General features: G+C 52.4%; 12 protein-coding genes. 3 read left to right on the forward strand and 9 right to left on the reverse strand.

The genetic code is table 11. The features are described from left to right. Nucleotides 1-113: 113 nt before the first annotated feature. A complete protein-coding gene (locus EDB95_RS00160) occupies nt 114-1,520 on the forward strand; it encodes a sigma-54-dependent Fis family transcriptional regulator (RefSeq protein WP_246073416.1) in 1,407 nt (468 codons plus the stop codon). 282 nt (nt 1,521-1,802) lie between these two features. Beyond that, nucleotides 1,803-2,996, forward strand: a complete 1,194-nt coding sequence (locus EDB95_RS00165) for a right-handed parallel beta-helix repeat-containing protein (protein ID WP_133989396.1) — start codon at nt 1,803-1,805, stop codon at nt 2,994-2,996. 61 nt (nt 2,997-3,057) lie between these two features. On the opposite strand, the gene EDB95_RS00170 is transcribed toward EDB95_RS00165, so the two are convergent. The 9 genes from EDB95_RS00170 to EDB95_RS00210 all read right to left on the reverse strand — a co-directional run bounded on the left by EDB95_RS00170 (nt 3,058) and on the right by EDB95_RS00210 (nt 16,794). After that, a complete protein-coding gene (locus EDB95_RS00170; RefSeq protein ID WP_133989398.1) occupies nt 3,058-4,809 on the reverse strand; it encodes a RagB/SusD family nutrient uptake outer membrane protein in 1,752 nt (583 codons plus the stop codon). An 11-nt stretch (nt 4,810-4,820) separates the two neighbouring features. Continuing rightward, a complete protein-coding gene (locus EDB95_RS00175) occupies nt 4,821-7,721 on the reverse strand; it encodes a SusC/RagA family TonB-linked outer membrane protein (protein WP_246073417.1) in 2,901 nt (966 codons plus the stop codon). 147 nt (nt 7,722-7,868) lie between these two features. Next, entirely contained in the window at nt 7,869-9,434 is a 1,566-nt protein-coding gene (locus EDB95_RS00180) for a RagB/SusD family nutrient uptake outer membrane protein (protein ID WP_133989402.1), read from the reverse strand. After that, nucleotides 9,431-12,658, reverse strand: a complete 3,228-nt coding sequence (locus EDB95_RS00185) for a SusC/RagA family TonB-linked outer membrane protein (protein WP_133989404.1) — start codon at nt 12,656-12,658, stop codon at nt 9,431-9,433. Before EDB95_RS00185 ends, EDB95_RS00180 begins: the two co-directional genes overlap by 4 nt. Nucleotides 12,659-12,666: 8 nt before the next feature. Next, the gene (locus tag EDB95_RS00190) at nt 12,667-13,668 is read right to left on the reverse strand and encodes a FecR family protein (RefSeq protein ID WP_162852432.1); all 1,002 of its coding nucleotides are present in this window, start codon (nt 13,666-13,668) and stop codon (nt 12,667-12,669) included. A gap of 74 nt (nt 13,669-13,742) precedes the next feature. Further along, nucleotides 13,743-14,294, reverse strand: a complete 552-nt coding sequence (locus tag EDB95_RS00195) for an RNA polymerase sigma-70 factor (RefSeq protein ID WP_133989408.1) — start codon at nt 14,292-14,294, stop codon at nt 13,743-13,745. Between the two features lie 87 nt (nt 14,295-14,381). Continuing rightward, nucleotides 14,382-15,632: an RNA polymerase sigma factor gene (locus EDB95_RS00200; protein WP_133989410.1), complete on the reverse strand. Its 1,251-nt coding sequence runs from the start codon at nt 15,630-15,632 to the stop codon at nt 14,382-14,384. Further along, nucleotides 15,622-15,975 (reverse strand): YciI family protein, encoded by a 354-nt coding sequence (locus EDB95_RS00205; protein ID WP_133989412.1) that lies wholly within the window; start codon nt 15,973-15,975, stop codon nt 15,622-15,624. The genes EDB95_RS00200 and EDB95_RS00205 overlap by 11 nt, the downstream gene beginning before the upstream one ends. Nucleotides 15,976-16,005: 30 nt before the next feature. Beyond that, nucleotides 16,006-16,794 (reverse strand): SDR family NAD(P)-dependent oxidoreductase, encoded by a 789-nt coding sequence (locus tag EDB95_RS00210; RefSeq protein ID WP_133989414.1) that lies wholly within the window; start codon nt 16,792-16,794, stop codon nt 16,006-16,008. Nucleotides 16,795-16,935: 141 nt separating this feature from the next. Here EDB95_RS00210 and EDB95_RS00215 point away from each other — a divergent pair, with 141 nt between their 5' ends. Continuing rightward, nucleotides 16,936-18,246 (forward strand): serine hydrolase domain-containing protein, encoded by a 1,311-nt coding sequence (locus tag EDB95_RS00215; protein ID WP_133989416.1) that lies wholly within the window; start codon nt 16,936-16,938, stop codon nt 18,244-18,246. Nucleotides 18,247-18,254: the final 8 nt, after the last annotated feature.

Here is an 18,254-nt window from a genome sequence, read left to right on the forward strand (position 1 = left end):
GGTTTGTCCGGGAGAAGGAAGTGTTCCTACAGATCATGCGGCGGAGGCTTGCAGGGCTTTTTGGTGAGCATGGTGTGTTCATCAGCCTCTATCAGGCTGATACGGACAGTTTTGTGCCGTATGGATTGGTTGCGGATTCGCCTATTACGGAGCATCCTGACTATGAGCATTTGCTCCGGCCGGCATACAGCTTCAGTGAAGAGCTGATCAAAAAGATCTTTTCCACGCCCGAGGGTATTGTCTGTTCTTTCGAAGAGGCGGTCAGTTTGAGTAGTGTGCGGGGGGTAACGGATTTTCAGCGGGAAGTGGGGGTGCGGGAGTTTTTATTTCTGCCGATCTATAAAGGTGCGGATGCGATCGGCATTTTTACGCTGGTTTCTATGGCAGCGGGGACGTTCGTTGCCGAAGAGCGGGTATTGTTGGAGGGGATTGCCAGGGAGATATCGGTTACGTTATCGAATATCCTTGCCTGGGAGACGATTGAAAGAAAGAATCAGTTATTGGAGCGGTATAAACGGCAACTGGAAGAGGAGAACTATTATCTTCAGGAGCAGATCAAGACCCATGACCGCTATCAGGAATTGATCGGGACCAGTCCGGGCATGCAGCAGATCTATCAATTGATCTCCGAGGTCGCCTTCACCAGCAGCACCGTATTGATCCTGGGTGAGACCGGCACTGGCAAGGAATTAGTAGCGCGGGCCATTCATCAGGCCAGTCCACGCAAGGATAAGCGGATGGTCAAGGTCAACTGCTCGGCGTTGCCGGTCAGTCTAATCGAGAGCGAGTTATTCGGGCACGAGCGGGGCAGTTTTACCGGTGCAACGGAACAGCGGATCGGCAAGTTCGAGCTGGCCAATAACGGTACGCTGTTTCTCGACGAGATCGGGGAATTGTCTGCCGATCTGCAGGTGAAGCTGCTGCGTGCGATACAGGAGAAGGAAATCGAGCGGATCGGGGGCAAGACGACCATCAAGGTTAATGTGAGGATTGTCACTGCGACGAATAGGGATTTGTATAGGGAGGTGCAGGAGGGGAGGTTCAGGAGCGACCTGTACTACCGGCTGCATGTATTTCCGATGACCATACCGCCGTTACGGGAGCGGAAGGAGGATATTCCGGCACTGGTCGGACACTTCATCCAGCGTTACGCGAGGAATACCGGCAAACAGGTTACCAGTGTGTCCAAGAAGGTTATGGAGGAGCTGATGGGGTATGACTGGCCTGGTAATATCCGGGAACTGGAGCATTTGGTCGAGCGTAGTGTCATATTAGCCAAGGGGTCGGTTATTAAAGATATGCATATCCCTTTGGGTGAGCGCAAAGGTGTGGAGAAGGTGGAAAAGCCGGTGCGGACCCTGGTGGAAAATGAGCGGGAGCACATTTTGTGGGCGCTGCGTAAGTGCAATGGGAAGGTGTTTGGGCATGGGGGTGCGGCTGAGCTTTTGGATGTACATGTGTCGACGTTGAATTCGAAGATGCGGAAACTGGGGATAAAGAAGGAGCAGGTTTTTAAATGAAATTGTCAATGTACCTTAAAGAGCCCAGCCCTTATCTCCACTCCATCCGACCCATCCGCCAACTGCAAATAATTTCTCCGGCTCTGGTCCATTTCGATGCGAACGTTACCCTTCAACCGCACGTTCCCGAACTGCAGGAAATCGGTAGAAGTAGGCCCACCACCACCAGCCGGACCGCAAAGTCATCAATTTCCTCATAATTCGCCAAATATTCCCAAAATAGCTGCTGCCTCATTAAACATCGGACTATCCTGTCGGTCCTAACGCCCTCAGCCTACAACTATGTATATAAAAACACTAACTCGTTCGCTTATCCTACAGTCCGTTCTCCTTTCCCATTTTGTCTTCTCTTCTTATGCCCAGCAGCCGCCCAAGCTCCAGGAAAGCAACTTTTTCCTCTATAAACAAGACAATGGCGCCTACTCCGCCCGTAAGCAGGACGGCTCGATAGCCTTCACTGACCCCTCCTTCAGCACCGTCTTCAATGCGACCGTTTCCTCTCTCCCTCAGGGCGGGGACATACGTCTGGCAGGCAATACTACCTTTACCGTGGACAAGTCCTTAAACATACCCAACAAATGGATCAACGTACAAGGGGGCGGCAACAGCACCATCCTGAAGGCGGCGGCCGGTCTTAATGCCTCCGTCATCTATGCGTCGGGGGACTGGTCCAAGGGGTATATCTCTTTGCAGGATTTTCAGATCGATGGCAACAAGGCGAACAATACCTCCACCGATGAACATGGCATCGAGTTATACAGGATCTGGAATGCGAACCTAAGGGACCTATTCATCCATGATGTGCACGGGGATGGCATCTACACGCACGCCGAGCAGGGCACAAAAGGCATTGTAGAAGCAAGATGGACCGACCTCACGATCTATGACGCCTATCGGTGCGCCATCCACCTGGGGCGTAACGCCACCGATTTCGAAATTGAAAATGTCATTATGCGTACCCGGCATGGTCTAACCGCCCCTACCACGTACGCCGTCTATTGCGAAGGAGGTGGCGGAGCCGGAACACAATTCTCCAACATCCATTCCTATGAATTCGACTATGGGTTTTGGATCGACTGGGGTGACGTAGCCATCTCCAACTTTCACAGCGATGGCAACAAGGTAGGCATCATGCTCAACGGTTCCCATTTGGTCCAGGTTACGAATTCCTGGTTTAGCCAAAACCCTTCCGGCGCCTTTATCATGAAAAATGCCCTGCAGAATACCATTACCGCCAACACCATCCTATTCAAAGGCGATACAAGCAATGCCGACGGCATCAATATCAGTGGCAAAAGCACCCAGAATATCATTACAGGATCTATCATCTCCGGGTATAAGGGCTATGGCATAAATCTAACCGATGCCGGTGTTCAAAATACAGTACTAAACGGGAACATTGTATCTGGCAATAGCGAAGGTTGGTTAAACGACCATGGAGGCCAAACAACACAACAAGGCAACGTCACCCACTAATGGCAAAAAAGGCCGCCTCCAAAGGAGACGGCCTCATAAAGGATTTTAAAGACTCCTATTTCTAATAGCCCTGATTCTGCGTAAATAACTTCGACGCATCCATTGTCGACTGGGGAATAGGGTAAATGCGCCGGAAGGGTTGAGATACCGGTTTCGTCGTACCTGCTGCCTCGAAGGTGCCGAAGCGGATCGAGGCCTTTCTCCTGTACTGTTCCCAATACATTTCAAACCCGGTCTCATTGTAAAGCGTTGGCAAGTCAATAGAAGTAAGTGCTACTCCGGGAGCATTTCCATAGAGGGCTTCGCGCGTTCTGCTCGTACGCAGCGCATTCACATCAGCCAAAGCCTGTGCAGTCAGCCCTTTGCGTAAATAAGCTTCTGCGCGCATACAATACATCCCACCCAAACGGTACATCGGAATGGCGCTATTGCTTCTGCTGTTAAGGCCGGTCGGGTCAAACTCGAATTTGAATGGCCGGACACCGCGATTGATCTCCTGCTGGGTGAATACACCCTGGGTGGGATCGTCAAAATTAAGATCGGGCGTAAAATTCATCGGTTGGGTAGGCGCCTTTTCGCAATACAGCATATTTACTTTAATACGTCCGTCGGGCGTGTGTTGATAGTCAGTAGTTCCCGAGAGGGTTGGCCCATACTGTTGACCAACCTGCAAACCGCGGTTGTAATGGAACCAGGGCAATGTAACACCTGCCACTACAACAGTGGTAACGGGAACGCTGACGTCCGTACCGTCGTTCATAAACCAGGTGCCATCGGGGTATTGATAATGCCTTTGAAAGCGCGGATCGTTTTGATTGTTATCCCAGGTATGATAAAATTCAGGGGTAATGCAGGAGGCATTGGTACCCCGGTTTGCCGGAGTAGGCTTCTGATTCCTTTCCATAGGCATGTACGCAAAATTATTGCTGCTGCTGGTCAGGGTGTTTACATACTGGGTGATGACAAAGATCAGTTCGGTTCCGTTTGCGTTCTGGATGTCAAAATTGTGGAAAAAGTTGCTTTCCAGCTTAAATTGTCCTGACCCAATGATATTGGACGTATAAGTGATCACTTTATCCATGTCGGTTCCGTTGCCATCCACCGCCGCTTCAGTAAAATTAAAACCGGTGGTATTGTAACGGTCCTTGAACACCGCACGGTTAAGATACATGTCTGCCAGCAGGGCATACGCTGCTTGTTTGGTAAAACGCCCGTTACCCGTATTGTTCTGGCCTATGTTCGCCAGATTTGGTATCAATGACTCCACATCGGTAATCAGACTGTCGATGGCGGTTGCTGCCTTTCTTACCTGCACCGGAGCATTGGGGTTGCTGGGGTCGCGGTAAGGCGCCTGGCCAAACAGGTCTAACGCATGAAAAGTATATAAATCCAGCAGGGCTTTGGATTCCGCCAGCAGTTGGGCCTTGTTGGGATCATTCGATTGGGCAACGCTGTTGATGGCAGTGAGCGATTCGGTGATACCGAGATTAAGGCTGTTCCATGTGTTGGTAATCATAGAATTAGTCCCATCCCAGGTGAATTCATGAATAGCGCGATAAATCCCCCCGTCACCCCAGTCGCTGCCGCGTGTAGGCAATATGGCTTCGTTTGTTGAATATTCCTGTAGGGCAAATGTCTGGGCATGGTTTACAAAAGTACCATTGTCCATTTGTCCGTATGCTGCGGCCAGTGCATTTTGAGGACTTGCGCTACTGGAGCCCAGCACCTCATCAATGACCTGCTCATGGAGTTTGGTACAGCCTGCCATAGCCACTATCAAAAAACCGCAGAGTGTAAATAATTTCTTATTCATATACAAATGATTTAAAATTTGATGGTTGCGCCTAACAGAAAGGTTTTTGCCGCGGGATAGGTCGCATAATCAACGCCCAGCGACTGGTTGCCATTTACATTCTTGTCGGTATTCACCAAAGGATCGTAGCCGGAATATTTGGTGATGGTGAACAGGTTCTGAGCGCTTACATATACGTTGAGCGATTGTATCCAGGGCAATTGTTTGAAAGAAAAGGTATTTCCCAAACGGAGATTGTTGAGCCGGAGGAAATCCGATTTCTCCAGGTACAGGGACGACACGGTTACCTGGTTGCCAAGGTTTGCGTGATCATCGACATACTTTTTCAGCACGTTGCGATCTGTAGACAGGTTGTTGATGTTCAGCTCAAGCGCGGTGTTGTTAAACAGGTACCCCCCGGTTTGGCCAATGAAGGAAACACCCAGGTCAAGGGTCTTATACCGTAAAAGGCTATTAAAGCCGAAGTTGAATTTGGGAATAGCCCCCTGAAAGATCTCCCTGTCCGTCGAGAATATATCCTTCCCATTTTGGTCGTAGCCCAGGTGCTTTAACATATAGAATGAACCTGCGGCATAGCCATTTTTATAGATGTTGGCGGTTACACCGGAAAGCCCCGGACCAGAGATGCTACCGGAATACAATTCGGAAACAGGAAGGCCCTCGACGACGTTTTTCAGGGTAGAACCGTTTACATCGACATTCCATGAGAGGTCTTTCTTGCTGATGACTTGAGAACCCAGTGTAATCTCAAAGCCCTTATTCACGATCTCGCCACCCACATTCGCCCATACGGTACTGGTGGGGCTTAATGGGGGCGAAGGGATATTCAGGATAGGATCTTTTGTGGCTTTGTTATAATACTCCAATGTACCGTACAGTTTGTTCTTAAAGAGCTCGAAGTCAACGCCAAAGTTGTATTGTTCAACCAGTTCCCATTTAAGATCGGGGTTGGCGGTACGGTTCACTACAAGTCCATTCACCAGGTTGGTGCCATCCAGGTAATATCCAGAGGCCGCTGACAATGAATAGCTGGCCTGGGTAATTTTGTTGGGCACTTCCTGGTTGCCGGTTTGTCCCCAGCTGGCGCGCAGTTTCAGACTTCTGATCGCCGAGACATTTTTAAGAAACGATTCTTTGGTAAGGTTCCACCCCGCTGCAAAAGAGGGGAAGTAACCATATTTGTTATTGGCGCCAAAACGGGTAGAACCGTCTGCGCGAAGAGATGCAGTAACCAGGAACCGGTTGTCATAATTATAGTTCAAGCGTCCGAAGAATGATTGCAGCTCGTTCTCCTGGGCGTACCCGCTGGGAGCACTAGGTATTCCGGAATAACCCGGATTGTACATGGGTGGTACGCCTGCACCCAGTGCAGCAATGTTCTGCGTACCGAAAGCCGTACCCGAGAAGTCGAACTTTTGATAGGAAAACCCACCCAATACCTCCACCTGGTGTTTTTGGATATCCAGATCATAGGTGAGGTAATGTTCCAGCAACGTTGACAAAGATTTCAGGTCGTTTTGTACATAGGCACCCTGGGGGGTTCTGTCGGTAACGTTGGGGTAGATGGTCGTATTACGCTCTGAAGCTGTTTTATCGAGCCCCAAATTGAAACGGTAGTTCAATCCTGGCAACAAACGCAATGAGGCTTCCACATTGCCCAATACCCGGAAAGTATTGGTTCTGTCGTCATAAACGCTGAGCACGTAGAGGGGATTGAACAACTGGATGATGTTGAAATTGGTAAAATTGCCGGTAGAATCATGTACATTCCAGGTGGGATTGGCCATCAGGGCATACATCATAAACTGTCCGTCTGACCCGGCGGTATTTCCGTTGGGTATGCCACTTTCATCGATATTGCTGGCGGTCAGGTTCATTTTAACGACCAACCGCTTGTTGTCGAAGAAGGACTCTTCGGCATTCAACCTGCCGGTCGTCCTATGGAAGTCGCTATTCTTTACAACACCATCTTGATCGAGGCGGGAAATCGATGCCGTATAGCTGCCTGTAGCGGAGGTTTTCGCAAACGACAGGTTGTGGTTTTCTACAAAGCCGTGGCGGAAGATCGCATCCTGCCAATCGGTATTGCCGCCGTGATCGAAAGCCGGACTGGTTATTGCCTTCCGGTATTCCGAAGCGGAAAGCACCCGTATCTTCCTGATAACGGAAGAGGTACCCACATACGTATCGTAGGTTAACGAGGGGTCGCCCTTTTTACTACGTTTAGTGGTAATGAGCACCACGCCGTTAGAACCCCTGGCGCCATAGATGGCCGCAGCAGAAGCGTCTTTTAATACCGTGATGGTTTCGATATCGCCTGTATTCAGAAAGTTCAACGGATTCTTGGCATCGGTGCTACCCATACCCAGATCAGGGCTGCCGGCGCTCACGTTATCGTTGCTCAGGGGCACGCCATCGATCACAAAAAGCGGTGTGCTACCGCTGCGGATAGAGCCTACGCCACGGATGAATACGTCAACGCCGGCACCGGGTTCGCCGCTTGATTGCGCGATGCGTACACCCGCCACCTTACCCTGAAGCATGTTGTCTGCAGAAATGGTAACCCCTTGTCTTATATTATCGGCCTTTAACTGAGTTAACGAACCGGTTAAATCGGCCTTTTTACGACTCCCATAACCGACCACTACCACCTCTCCAAGCTGGCTGTTACCAATGGTCATGGTCACCCGCAAGGATGTACCGCTGACGGTTACCTCCTGGTCGTTGTAGCCCACAACAGTGATCAGGAATTTTTCGCCCTCGGCCGCAGGCAGGGAAAATTCTCCCTTTTCGTTGGTCGTCGTCGTTTTCTTGGAGGAAAGCGATCTAACGGTGGCGCCGGCAATAGGTGCGCCATCTGCGCCGATCACTGTTCCTTTAACGGGCTCCCTTGGGGTAACCTGGTAATACATAGTATGGCTTACCATATTAGCCCGGGAAAGGCTAATACACGACAAGCATACGCCTACCATAAATAGAGATCGAATGTTCATGCGTAATTGTGTATTTATATGCGCATACACAAAACGGCATTCAAACCCCTAGTGCGTAACAATTTGTTAATAGCCCGGATTCTGGATCAAGGTCGGATTGAGGATCAGTTCGCCGGAAGGAATGGGGAAAATGCGTTTGTTAGGGTCGGCATCCGTTTTGTAGCCCCAGGAATTCTCGTATTTTCCAAACCGAATGAGATCGATGCGGCGGGTATTTTCCCAGTTGAGTTCGAGGGCCCGCTCCTTCAGCATGTCGTCGAGACTCAGCGCTGACAGAGGGGCTGCGTTGCGTGTGGTCCTCAGCTGATTGACGAGGCTAAGGGCGGTAACGCCGTAAGTGGGTGCGGCACCGCGGAGAATGGCTTCCGCCTTCATCAATAAAATGTCCGCATAACGGAATACGGGAACGTCGTTACTTTGATTGCGATCGGTGGCTGTCACGTCCGGATAATATTTCAGATTCCGGATGCCTTTGGCCTTGCCGAGCTCATCCCCGCCCACTTCGAACTTAGCGGAGTCGCGGAGGGTAAGGTCCGGTGTGAAGGTAAGCTGATAGGCCACCGGCGTGCTACCGTCAGTCCCGGTGTAGGTGTCGTCCAGGCCGACCTTGGTGGTGTTGATGATGATCGGGTTACCGGAGAAATCGTACTGTTTGCCGGTGAGCCAGAGGGCGGTTCGCACATCGTTGGTATCACTGAACTGGGCATAGTAGGACGGGATGGTGCTGACCGGATTGCTCAAACGATAGGAAAGACCATACTTCTGTTGTAGGGCAGGATGCAGTGAATACCAGTTGTATTGTTCGCCCTGTGCGCTCGCATGGTCATAGGGGATAGCGAAGATGAATTCCGTCATCTGTGGGCCATTGTCGGGGTAGAACATTTTTGCGTAGTCCGTGGCCAGGCTGTATTTACCGGACATGATGACGCTGTCGCAGTACGTCACCACGTCGTTGTACCGGGGCTTGCCGGTATAGACTTCGGCGTTGAGATACAATTTTGCCAGCAGGGCATACGCGGTGTAGGTGTTGGGCCGGCCGTATTGGGTCGCGTCCGTAGCCGTACCCAAAGCGGGTAATGCGGCTTTGACTTCGGATTCGATAAAGTCGAACACTTCGGACCGGCTTTTCTGAACCGGCGTTGTCGTATCGCCGAACGTGGTGTAAACGGGGATGTTCCCATAGGCGTCCATCATGAAGAAGAACATCAGCGCCCGCAGGGTCCTGATCTCGGCCGCGTATTTGGTTTTGACCGGGCTGTTCGGGGAAGAGGCGAAGAGGGCCAGTATCTGGTTACAAGTGCTGATGGTGGAGAAGCCCCAGGTCCAGGTATCGGACATGATGGGATTATCAGGCGTCCAGTTGTGGTAGTGCATCTGTTGGTAGCGGCCGCCGTCATACCAGCCACCCGCACGGCTGGGCAGGATGGCTTCGTCGGTGCTCAGGGTCTGTTGCTCCCAGTAAGAAAGGCAGTAGTTACCCCGAAGGCCGATATAGGCCGGGCCGGCGGCAAGGATGAATTGGGCGTCGGTCGTGGGGAAGGTGGCAGGGGTCAGTTGATCTTCTACCGGTACGTCTATCTTGGTGCAGGCGCTGAGCAGAAGGATGGCTGCCAGAATGCGGAATTGTTTCATAGATCAAGGTTTAGTCCGAACAGGAAGCCCCTGGTCCGGGGATAGTAGTCTTTGTTGTCGACGCCGGGGGTAAGGCCACTGAGGAATACTTCGGGATCGATCCCGCGATAGCCCGTGAGGATGGCCAGGTTATTCCCGGACACATAGAGACGAAGACCGCGCATCCCTTTGAATAAGGCCGGAAAGCTGTATCCCAGCGTCACGTTGTCGAGGCGCAGATAGGAAGCGTTTTCCACATACCGGTTCGAGTAGATGTAAGCGCTGATATCATTTGGCGACTCGTGGGTGGAAAACACCGGGAGGTTGTAATTAGTGACCTCGTCCGGGCGATTGAGATCGGCGAGGGTGGCATCCATAACCTTTGCCCCCAGGGAGGCCCTTACGAAGACATTCAGATCAAACCCCTTCCAGGTAAGGGTATTGCCCCAGCCGATCAAAAATTTCGGCTGGGCGTTACCGGCGTAGTGGTAATCCACGAAGTTCTGTGGCGCCAGGGTGATCCTGCCGTTCGCATCATAGAACTGGGTGACACCGGACGCATTCTTACCCGCATACCTGAAGGTGAAGAACTGGCCTACGGGTTTTCCCGACTTGAGAATCTGTACATAAGAACCCGTTTGCCCCTGTCCGTCCGGAGAGGCCTCGAAGATGGAATCGAGCTTGAAGATGTTATTGGAGAGAGAGACCAGCTTGTTGGCATTATGCGCGAGATTGAAGGATGTAGTCCACTGGAAGGAAGCGCTCTTCACCGGCGTGGCATCGACGGTCAGTTCGAAGCCTTTGTTGGAGATGGCCCCAACGTTGGCCGTATAGGTAGACACAAAATATTGGATCGTGGAGACGGGGTAGTACCAGATAAGATCGCTGGTCTCTTTGTCATAGTATTCGATGCTGGCTTTGACGCGGTCTTTCAGCAGGGCGAGATCGACGCCGATATTGAACATGGCCGTCTTCTCCCATTTGAGATCGGGGTTTGCATTCTGGGAAGGGCCGATCGCATTGACGAAGGTCCCGTTGTAGTAGAACGCCCCGACGGAACTATATTGAACTTTCGAAATAAGCGGGTCGAATCCGAGGGAGTTTCCGGTGATCCCGTAGCTGATCCGTCCTTTCAGATCGCTGAACAGTTTCTGGGACTTGAGAAAGGATTCGTCGATGGCGCGCCAGGCGAAGGAGGCAGAGGGGAAGGTAGCCCAGCGGTGGTTGACGCCGAAGGCGGAGGAGGCATCCCGGCGGAGCGACAGCTGCAGCAGGTATCTATCCTTAAAGCTATACTTTGCGCGGGTGTAGAAAGAGATGAGCCGCAGTTTCTCGTATTGATCGGTCCCCCAGTCATTACGGTAGTTGCCGATGGGGCTGCCCAAACCGATGTTGGTGTAGCCGAGCGTGTCGGTAGGGAAATTCTGGTTGCTCGCCTGAAAGCCATTGCCGGTGACATCTTCCTGCCAGCTGTATCCGCCCAGCACGTTGATGTCGTAGTCACCAACCCGCCTGGCGAACGTGCCGAAGGTTTCGAGCATTTTTTTCGAGCTCTCGTACGAAGAGCGATAGGCCTGACCATTGAGGCCCGTCTTTAGCGTATACTGGCTCGTATAATAGGTCCCGCTGTTATCCTGGCCGCTTTGGGAGGTCAGGTTCAGGTCGTATTTAAAGCCAAAGGGGAGAATCACCTGTGCCGTTCCGTTGAGCAGGGTGGTCTTGTTCTCCAGATTCTGCCAGGCGTTGTTTTGAAGCGAAACAGGGTTATAGTATTGCACCCGCTGCAAATTCTCTGTATACGTCCCATCGGCCTTTTTCACGGGCACGGTAGGAAGATAGCGCAACATATTGTACAGAATGATGCTCTGGTCAGGCAGCAGGTCGGAATTGCTGGTGGAAGTGCTAACGGACATCCCCAGCTTCAGATGATTCTTCAGGGCGCGTTGTTCGATGCCGACCCGGCCGATGAGGCGGTTCAGGCCGGTATTTCTTAGTATTCCTTTGCTGTCGAAGTAGTTGACCGAGGCATTATAGGTGAGGTTACCCGAGCCTCCACTGAGGGAGACATGCTGATTCTGGGATACGGCCGTTTGGGTAACGGCTTTCTGCCAATCGGTGTTGGCCCCCTGGTCGTCGGAAGGGTCGAGGGCAAGATTGTTCTTTGACAGATAAGCCTTAAGCTGGGCGGCGTTCATCATATGGATCTTTCGGGCGACATTTTCCACCGATACATACGTGTTGTAATTGACCAGGGTCTGCGCCAGGCGGCCTTTTTTTGTCGTGAGAATGATCACCCCGTTGGAAGCCCTTGTGCCATAGATGGCAGTTGCCGACGCATCTTTCAGCACTTCGATGGTGACGATGTCGTCCGGCGATATGAGGCGGATATCCGCGCCGGGGATCTCATCGACAACATAAAAGGGTTCCTGGGCGGCGCCCGGACGCAGGGTGGCAGGGCCGCGAAGGATGATCGACGGAACGCCATTGGGGTCGCCCGAGCGGGCAATGGTGAGGCCCGCCACCTTCCCCTGGAGCAGCTGCTCGGGACTGTTGAAATTGCCCTGGTTAAACTCCGATTTTTGGACGGTGCTGATGGCGCTGGTGAGCAATTTCCGGGACTGCCGGCCATACCCGACGACGACCACTTCGCTCAGATCGGTCCCCACCTTGTTCAGGGTGAGGTTGATCACGGTGGGAGCCGCCAGCGAGATCTCGACGCCGTGCACTTCCTTTGAAGCATAACCGACATAAGAGACCATCACGGAATAGGAGCCGGCAGTCAATGGGAGGGTGTACCCGCCTTCTTTGTCGGTCTGTACTGCCTGGTCGCCGGCTTTGATCGTGACGCCGGGCAAGGGCTCGGCCGTCTCCGCATCGGTGATGGTACCTGTCAGGAGCTCGGAGCTGGCATGGGCGGCGCCAGGTTTCTTGTGATAATTGGGATCAGCGGTAAGCACGACCAGGTTCCCTTTGAACGACCAGGTGAGTGGACTGCCCGTAAAGATCTTGTCGAGGACCTGGCTGGCCGTGGCCTCTTTCAACTGGAAATCGATATCTTTTGTATACAACGCGATATTCGCCTCGTTGTAGGAGAAGTTCAGGCCATATTGTTTTTCGATTTCTGCAAACGCCTGACGCAGGCTGGCATGTCCGAAGTGCACCGTTGCTTTTTTGCCGGCGTCCTGGGCCTGTAAGAGGCCCGGTATTGCAGACAGAGCAATGAACAGGAGTAGAAAATTTTTCATACTTCCACTTATTTTACCATTATGGATGTTCCCTCGCGGGTAAAGTGAACACCCGCCGTGAGGGCGAGGATATCCAGGGCATCCCCGAGGTTTTTGTTGTCGAGCAGGGTGGTGATCAGGATCTCTTCTTTTGCGGGGTCGCTGTATTGAAAACGGACCCTATAGTAGCGCTCCAATTCGCTGGTGACTTCTTTCAGGCGCTGGCGACGGAAGAAGAGGATGCCTTTGCGCCAGGCGCCGATCGCCGATGGGTTGGGGAGATCGGTTATTTCGGATTGCCGGGTAAGCGAGTCGTATTGGAGGAGCTGGCCCGGGGCGAGCGCGGCCAGGGGTGTGGCGGCGGGCGTGTTCAGCACCTGGACCTTACCGCTGGCTACTGCTATTGCGATGGAAGATTCGCCCGGGTAATAGCGGATGTTGAACTCGGTGCCGATATCCCGGGTGGAGAGCGCGCCGGTGATAACGGTAAATGGCCGGCGCTGATCGTGTCTCACAACGAAGTAGGCTTCTCCTTCCAGTTGCACGAGGCGGCTTTGGTCGTCGTTCTGCCCATAACGGAGCGTGCCTGCCGGACCCAAATAGACGCGGGTGCTGTCGGGCAGGAGGATCTCCCGGCGGTGGCCGGGCTCATTGTGCCAGGATAGCCATTGGACGGCCGCGCCATGGGACTGCCGCCCGGCGAATCGCGGGAACTGCCAAACGCCGACGGCACCTAAGACCAGGGCCGCAGCTATGGTCACCATCCGGCGGGTGATCCGAAGGACGGTTTTTTTGTTGTCTACAGGTATTGCGTGAGCGGCGCGGAATCTCGCATATTTCTCCTCAAGACCAGGCAGCGCTGGGAATTCTTGCCGGCCAAGTACCGCCCATTCCTCTTCCATAAACTGGTTCAGACTATCCCGGTAGGCTTCATCACGGAGATATTCCCTTATTTGGACTAACTGGTCCCGGGAACAATTCCCTTCGAGATACTTGAACAATAATTGCCGGTCGACTTCCTTCGAGACCATAGATATACTTTTCTTTATAGACATACACCGGCTGGGAGCCAAACCCTCAGCGGTAACAATTATTTAATATGGGGCTATAAGATAACAGAGGCGAGATATTGAAGCATCGCCACGCGGAGCTGTTTCAGCGCCGCCCCGATGTGGTTTTCCACTGTTTTGGGAGAGATCTTCAGTTTTAGAGCGATCTCATTGTAACTGAGATGGTCGTTTCTGTGGAGCAGAAATATCAGGCGGCGTTGCGGCGGCAGGTCGGAGAGGCTGTTGTGATAGAAGGTCTCAAGTTCCTTTGACAAGATCGGATCGTATCTACCCGGAGCATCCGCTGCATCGGCCGGCAGGGTTTCCAGCGAAAGCAGGCTGTCGATCTTCCGTTGCCAGTGATTGATCAAATGGTTGCGGGCCGCTGTAAAAAGATAATTCTCAAACGTTTCGGCGTGGGTAATAGCCGATCTCCGCTCCCAAACCCTGGTCAGGACCTCCATGGAGAGTTCCTCCGCCCAAAATTCGTTCTTTAGATAGCGGAAGGCGTAGCGATACAGCCGCGGGTAATAATAATAAAATACCTGTTCGAAGGCTTTCTCGTCCTTTTGCAGCCAGCGTTTGATTAGTTGGTGAATGTCCTCCATGTAACATGGGATTCGCCCTGCAAAATAGGTAACCTATGTGAACTAAATATTATGTCGGGAGACGGGGTGGCTACTCCCCGGATAACACTAGCTTTTTTTGCACGTATCTATACGCCTTTGCAAGAAATTACGTTCCATCGTACTCCGCGCAAGCGCAAGCGCTGAAGAGAAATGCGCTTTCGCAACCGGATAATTCCCCCGACGGAATTCAAGTTCACCAAGCGCAGCCGGGTAAAACGGGTAAGAAGAAAGGCGATGAAGGTCATGGATAACGCCTATCTCCCGTAAACCCTGCTCTGGGCCATCCAGCTGCGCTATCGCAATCGCCCGGTTCAGTGCAATCACCGGTGAGGGATGGATAGCCATAAGCATGTCATAAAGCGACACAATCTGTTTCCAATCAGTATCTTCGCTCCTGGCGGCACTGGTATGCATTGCAGCAATAGCCGCTTCAATATGATATCTTGTCAGTTCTGTACCGGAGGCAGAAAGGTCAAGAAGCGCTTGTCCTTCCGCTATGAGGTTATGATCCCATAAAGACCGGTCCTGCTCAAAGAAGGAAACAAGATTATCCGAACCATCCAAACGAGCCGGCAAACGGGCCGCGTTCAGATACATCAACGCGGCAAGCGCATAAGATCGGGGGGTTACCAAAACAGGTTGCTCGATGAGTAAATTTATGAGCAGAATGGCCTCCTGACAAAGCTCCATGCGCACTGCCGCCTCGGGAGAGGAGCCATGATACCCTTCGTTAAAAAGCAGATATAACGCTTGCAGCACGGCGGAAAGCCTGGAGGGGAATTCCGTATCGTCAAGATCAAAAAGCGTCGTGGATTCCGCCAGTATCTTCTTTGCCCGGGTGATGCGTTGTTCAATAGCGGCATGACTGCTCATGAAGGCCTGTGCAATCTCCATTACATTGAATCCGCATAATATGTGCAATATCAGCGCAATTTGAGCCTCTTCAGAGATACGCGGATGGCAGCAGGAGAACATCATACGTAGCTGGGAATCTTTCACAGCGCGCGCGCTAAACGCCTCCTCAACTGTCGGGACCAGCGTCCATTCCGATTCAAGAAAGCGCGTTAGTTCCGGCTCGGCCGCTCTAGCCGTGTGTTTCCGGCGCAAGATATCCAAGGCCCGGTTCTTGGCAACGGTCATCAGCCATGCGGAAGGATTTTTTGGCAGACCGCGCAATTTCCATGTCTCCATAGCACGGCAAAAGGCGTCCTGCGTGACGTCTTCTGCCAATGCCAGGTTACCGACTCCGAAAAGCCGGGTTAACGCGGCAACAATTCTTCCGGATTCATGCCGGAAAAAATGTTCCTCAATTTCCATCGCCTAATTCCAGCGGTGCGATTGGACGTACCTCCACAGAACCGCCATCCTCAAAAATAGGGCATCCCAGGGAAAACGCCACGGCCTGCTCGATATCCTTGGCCACTATGATGCTATACCCTCCGACCACGTCTTTAGCTTCGGCATAGGGTCCGTCGATGACCTGCTTTTTTGCACCTTTCACCACCTTACCAAAAGGCTGCAAAGGCTCTCCGAGAGATTTCACATGGCCTTTGTCACTAAGATCCTTTAACCAGGTCATCCATTTGGCCGTTTTCTTCTGCATTTCATCAGGAGATGCAGGTTGTTCGTACCCTCGATAGAAATATACAAATTCAGTCATAGCGCTTTTTTTATGTTGATGTTTAAATTACTAATCCATGGCGCCCATGGTCACATTGACGGTCGTTCCCATCATGGCGCTTGCCTTGTCGGAAGCCACGAAGACCGCCACATTTGCCAACTCTGCCAGTGTCAGGAAGCGTTTGGGATGGTTCGTACCTGCAAGATAACCGGTGAACTGTTCCCAGGTTAAGCCCATCATCCCGGCCCTACCTTCGTATATTTCCGTTATTGTCTTTGTCTCCGGCATGGCGTGGGCTTGCAGACCGACCACACGGATGCCCTGAGGTGAGAGCTCAACCGAGAGGTATCGGGTAAGCGCCTCTTTGACAGCCTGTGACGGACCATAACCTCCGTTTGGCGTGCCTATTCTCGGCGGAGGGGCAGTAACGGTCATGATCACCCCGGATTTATTGGCGAGCATACGTCTTGCCGCTAAACGCGCAGTCAGAAAGTACGATGTAATATAACTCATGATCGGCGTCCAGAATTGCTTAAGATCCATATCGACCAGCGATGCCTCCAGATCCGGGGTCGGCAGGATCCCCATCGCATTAAACGAAATATCGATACGATCAGCACTAGCCATTACAGACTCAAGATGCTTATCTATTGCCTGCTCATCAAGGGCATCAATCTGCGCTGCCTCAGCATCGCCACCGGCAGACACAATATCCCTGGCCACCGCTTCCACAGGCGCCAATCGGTGCCCGGTTAAAAAAAGCTTCGCGCCTTCGCGTGCGAAAGCCCGGGCGACAGCGCCGCCAATGGCACCGCCTGCTCCATAAATTACCGCAATTTTTCCTTTCAATTCATTCATTATTATCATTTTAAGCGTTTAGAAATACACGTGAATACCTCACGCTGTACAAATAAGACGTTTGGAACAGCCGTTTCCCGACATTTTATTTGGATTATTTTTGGGCTGGTCGATCACGATGACCTCGGCAAAAAACGCTACATGAAATGGACGTATTTTCCATTGATTTTGCTCCTTTTGAGCGCCTGCCAGGCCTCCCGTCCCACGCCGGAGGAGGCTTTGCGGGTGAGATTGGACTCCGTGCTGACCCATGTATGCGAGGTCTATGACCTTCCCGGGCTGGCGGTAGGGGTCATCAAGGGAGATCAGGTCGTCTACGCCCGAGGGTTTGGTCTTAGAAAATTGGGTACCCCGGACCCGGTCAATACGCAATCCTCCTTTCACATGGCTTCGGTGTCCAAGCCCTTTGTCGCCATGGCCATACTGCAATTGGTGGAAAAAGGGCAAGTGTCCCTGGACGCTCCCCTGATCCGGTATATACCCTATTTCACGATGGCCGATCCAAGGTATACGAAGGTCACCATCAGGCAAATGCTGACGCATACCTCCGGCTTCCCGGATGTAAAGGATTATGGCTGGGACAAACCCCAATACGATGACGGTGCGCTGGAACGGTATATCAAGGACAGTGTGTCTCGTTGTACGCTGCTCTCCGATCCCGGGACACAATTCGCATACAGCAATATGGCGTACGACGTCCTGGCGGGCGTGGTCGCCGCAGTCAGCGGGACCACCTTCGAAACCTACATGAAAACGCATTTATTCGATCCTTGCAAGATGCGCAACAGCACCTTTACGGTGAAGGACATTCCGCCCGGCCTGGCCACCAGCCCTCACGTATTGGGGAACAGCTGCCATTTCGAGGTCAGCGACATCTACCCGTACAATCGCTGCCACGCCGGGAGCTCGACGCTGCATTCCAACGTAGAAGATATGCTTGCCTGGGAGCTGATGATCCTCCGGGGCGGCGAGGGAGTCCTGTCACCGGGGAGCCTGACCATGATGCTCACCCCCCAGTATAAGTTTGACAGCAATAGCGCAGACGGCCTGGGCTTTTTCATAGATACCTGGAACCACAAAAAGCTGGTGAGCCATTCCGGGGGCGACGTCGGTTACTCGTCCTACGTGGGCATGATCCCCGAAGATTCCGTGGGTATTGTCTTTATGAGCAACCTGCACCGGTTCGTGCCCTATGAAACCCTGACCTATCTTTTGATCAACACCATATACAATTATCCTTCCCCGGAGCTCAGGAAGCCCATCACCTCCGTCATAGCGCCCCTCATTTGCACAGAGGGTTTCGGGAAAGCCCGCCAAACCTACTTCCAATTGAAGAGGGACAGCGTAGCCGCATACGACTTCAATCCGGATTGGCTGAATGCGCTGGAATTATCCTACAGGCGTCTCGGCAATGTGCAGGTGGCGAACCAGGTGCATGAACTGTTGCACTAAGGTTTATT

It is taken from the genome of Dinghuibacter silviterrae, from assembly GCF_004366355.1.
Taxonomy (GTDB): Bacteria; Bacteroidota; Bacteroidia; order Chitinophagales; family Chitinophagaceae; genus Dinghuibacter; species Dinghuibacter silviterrae.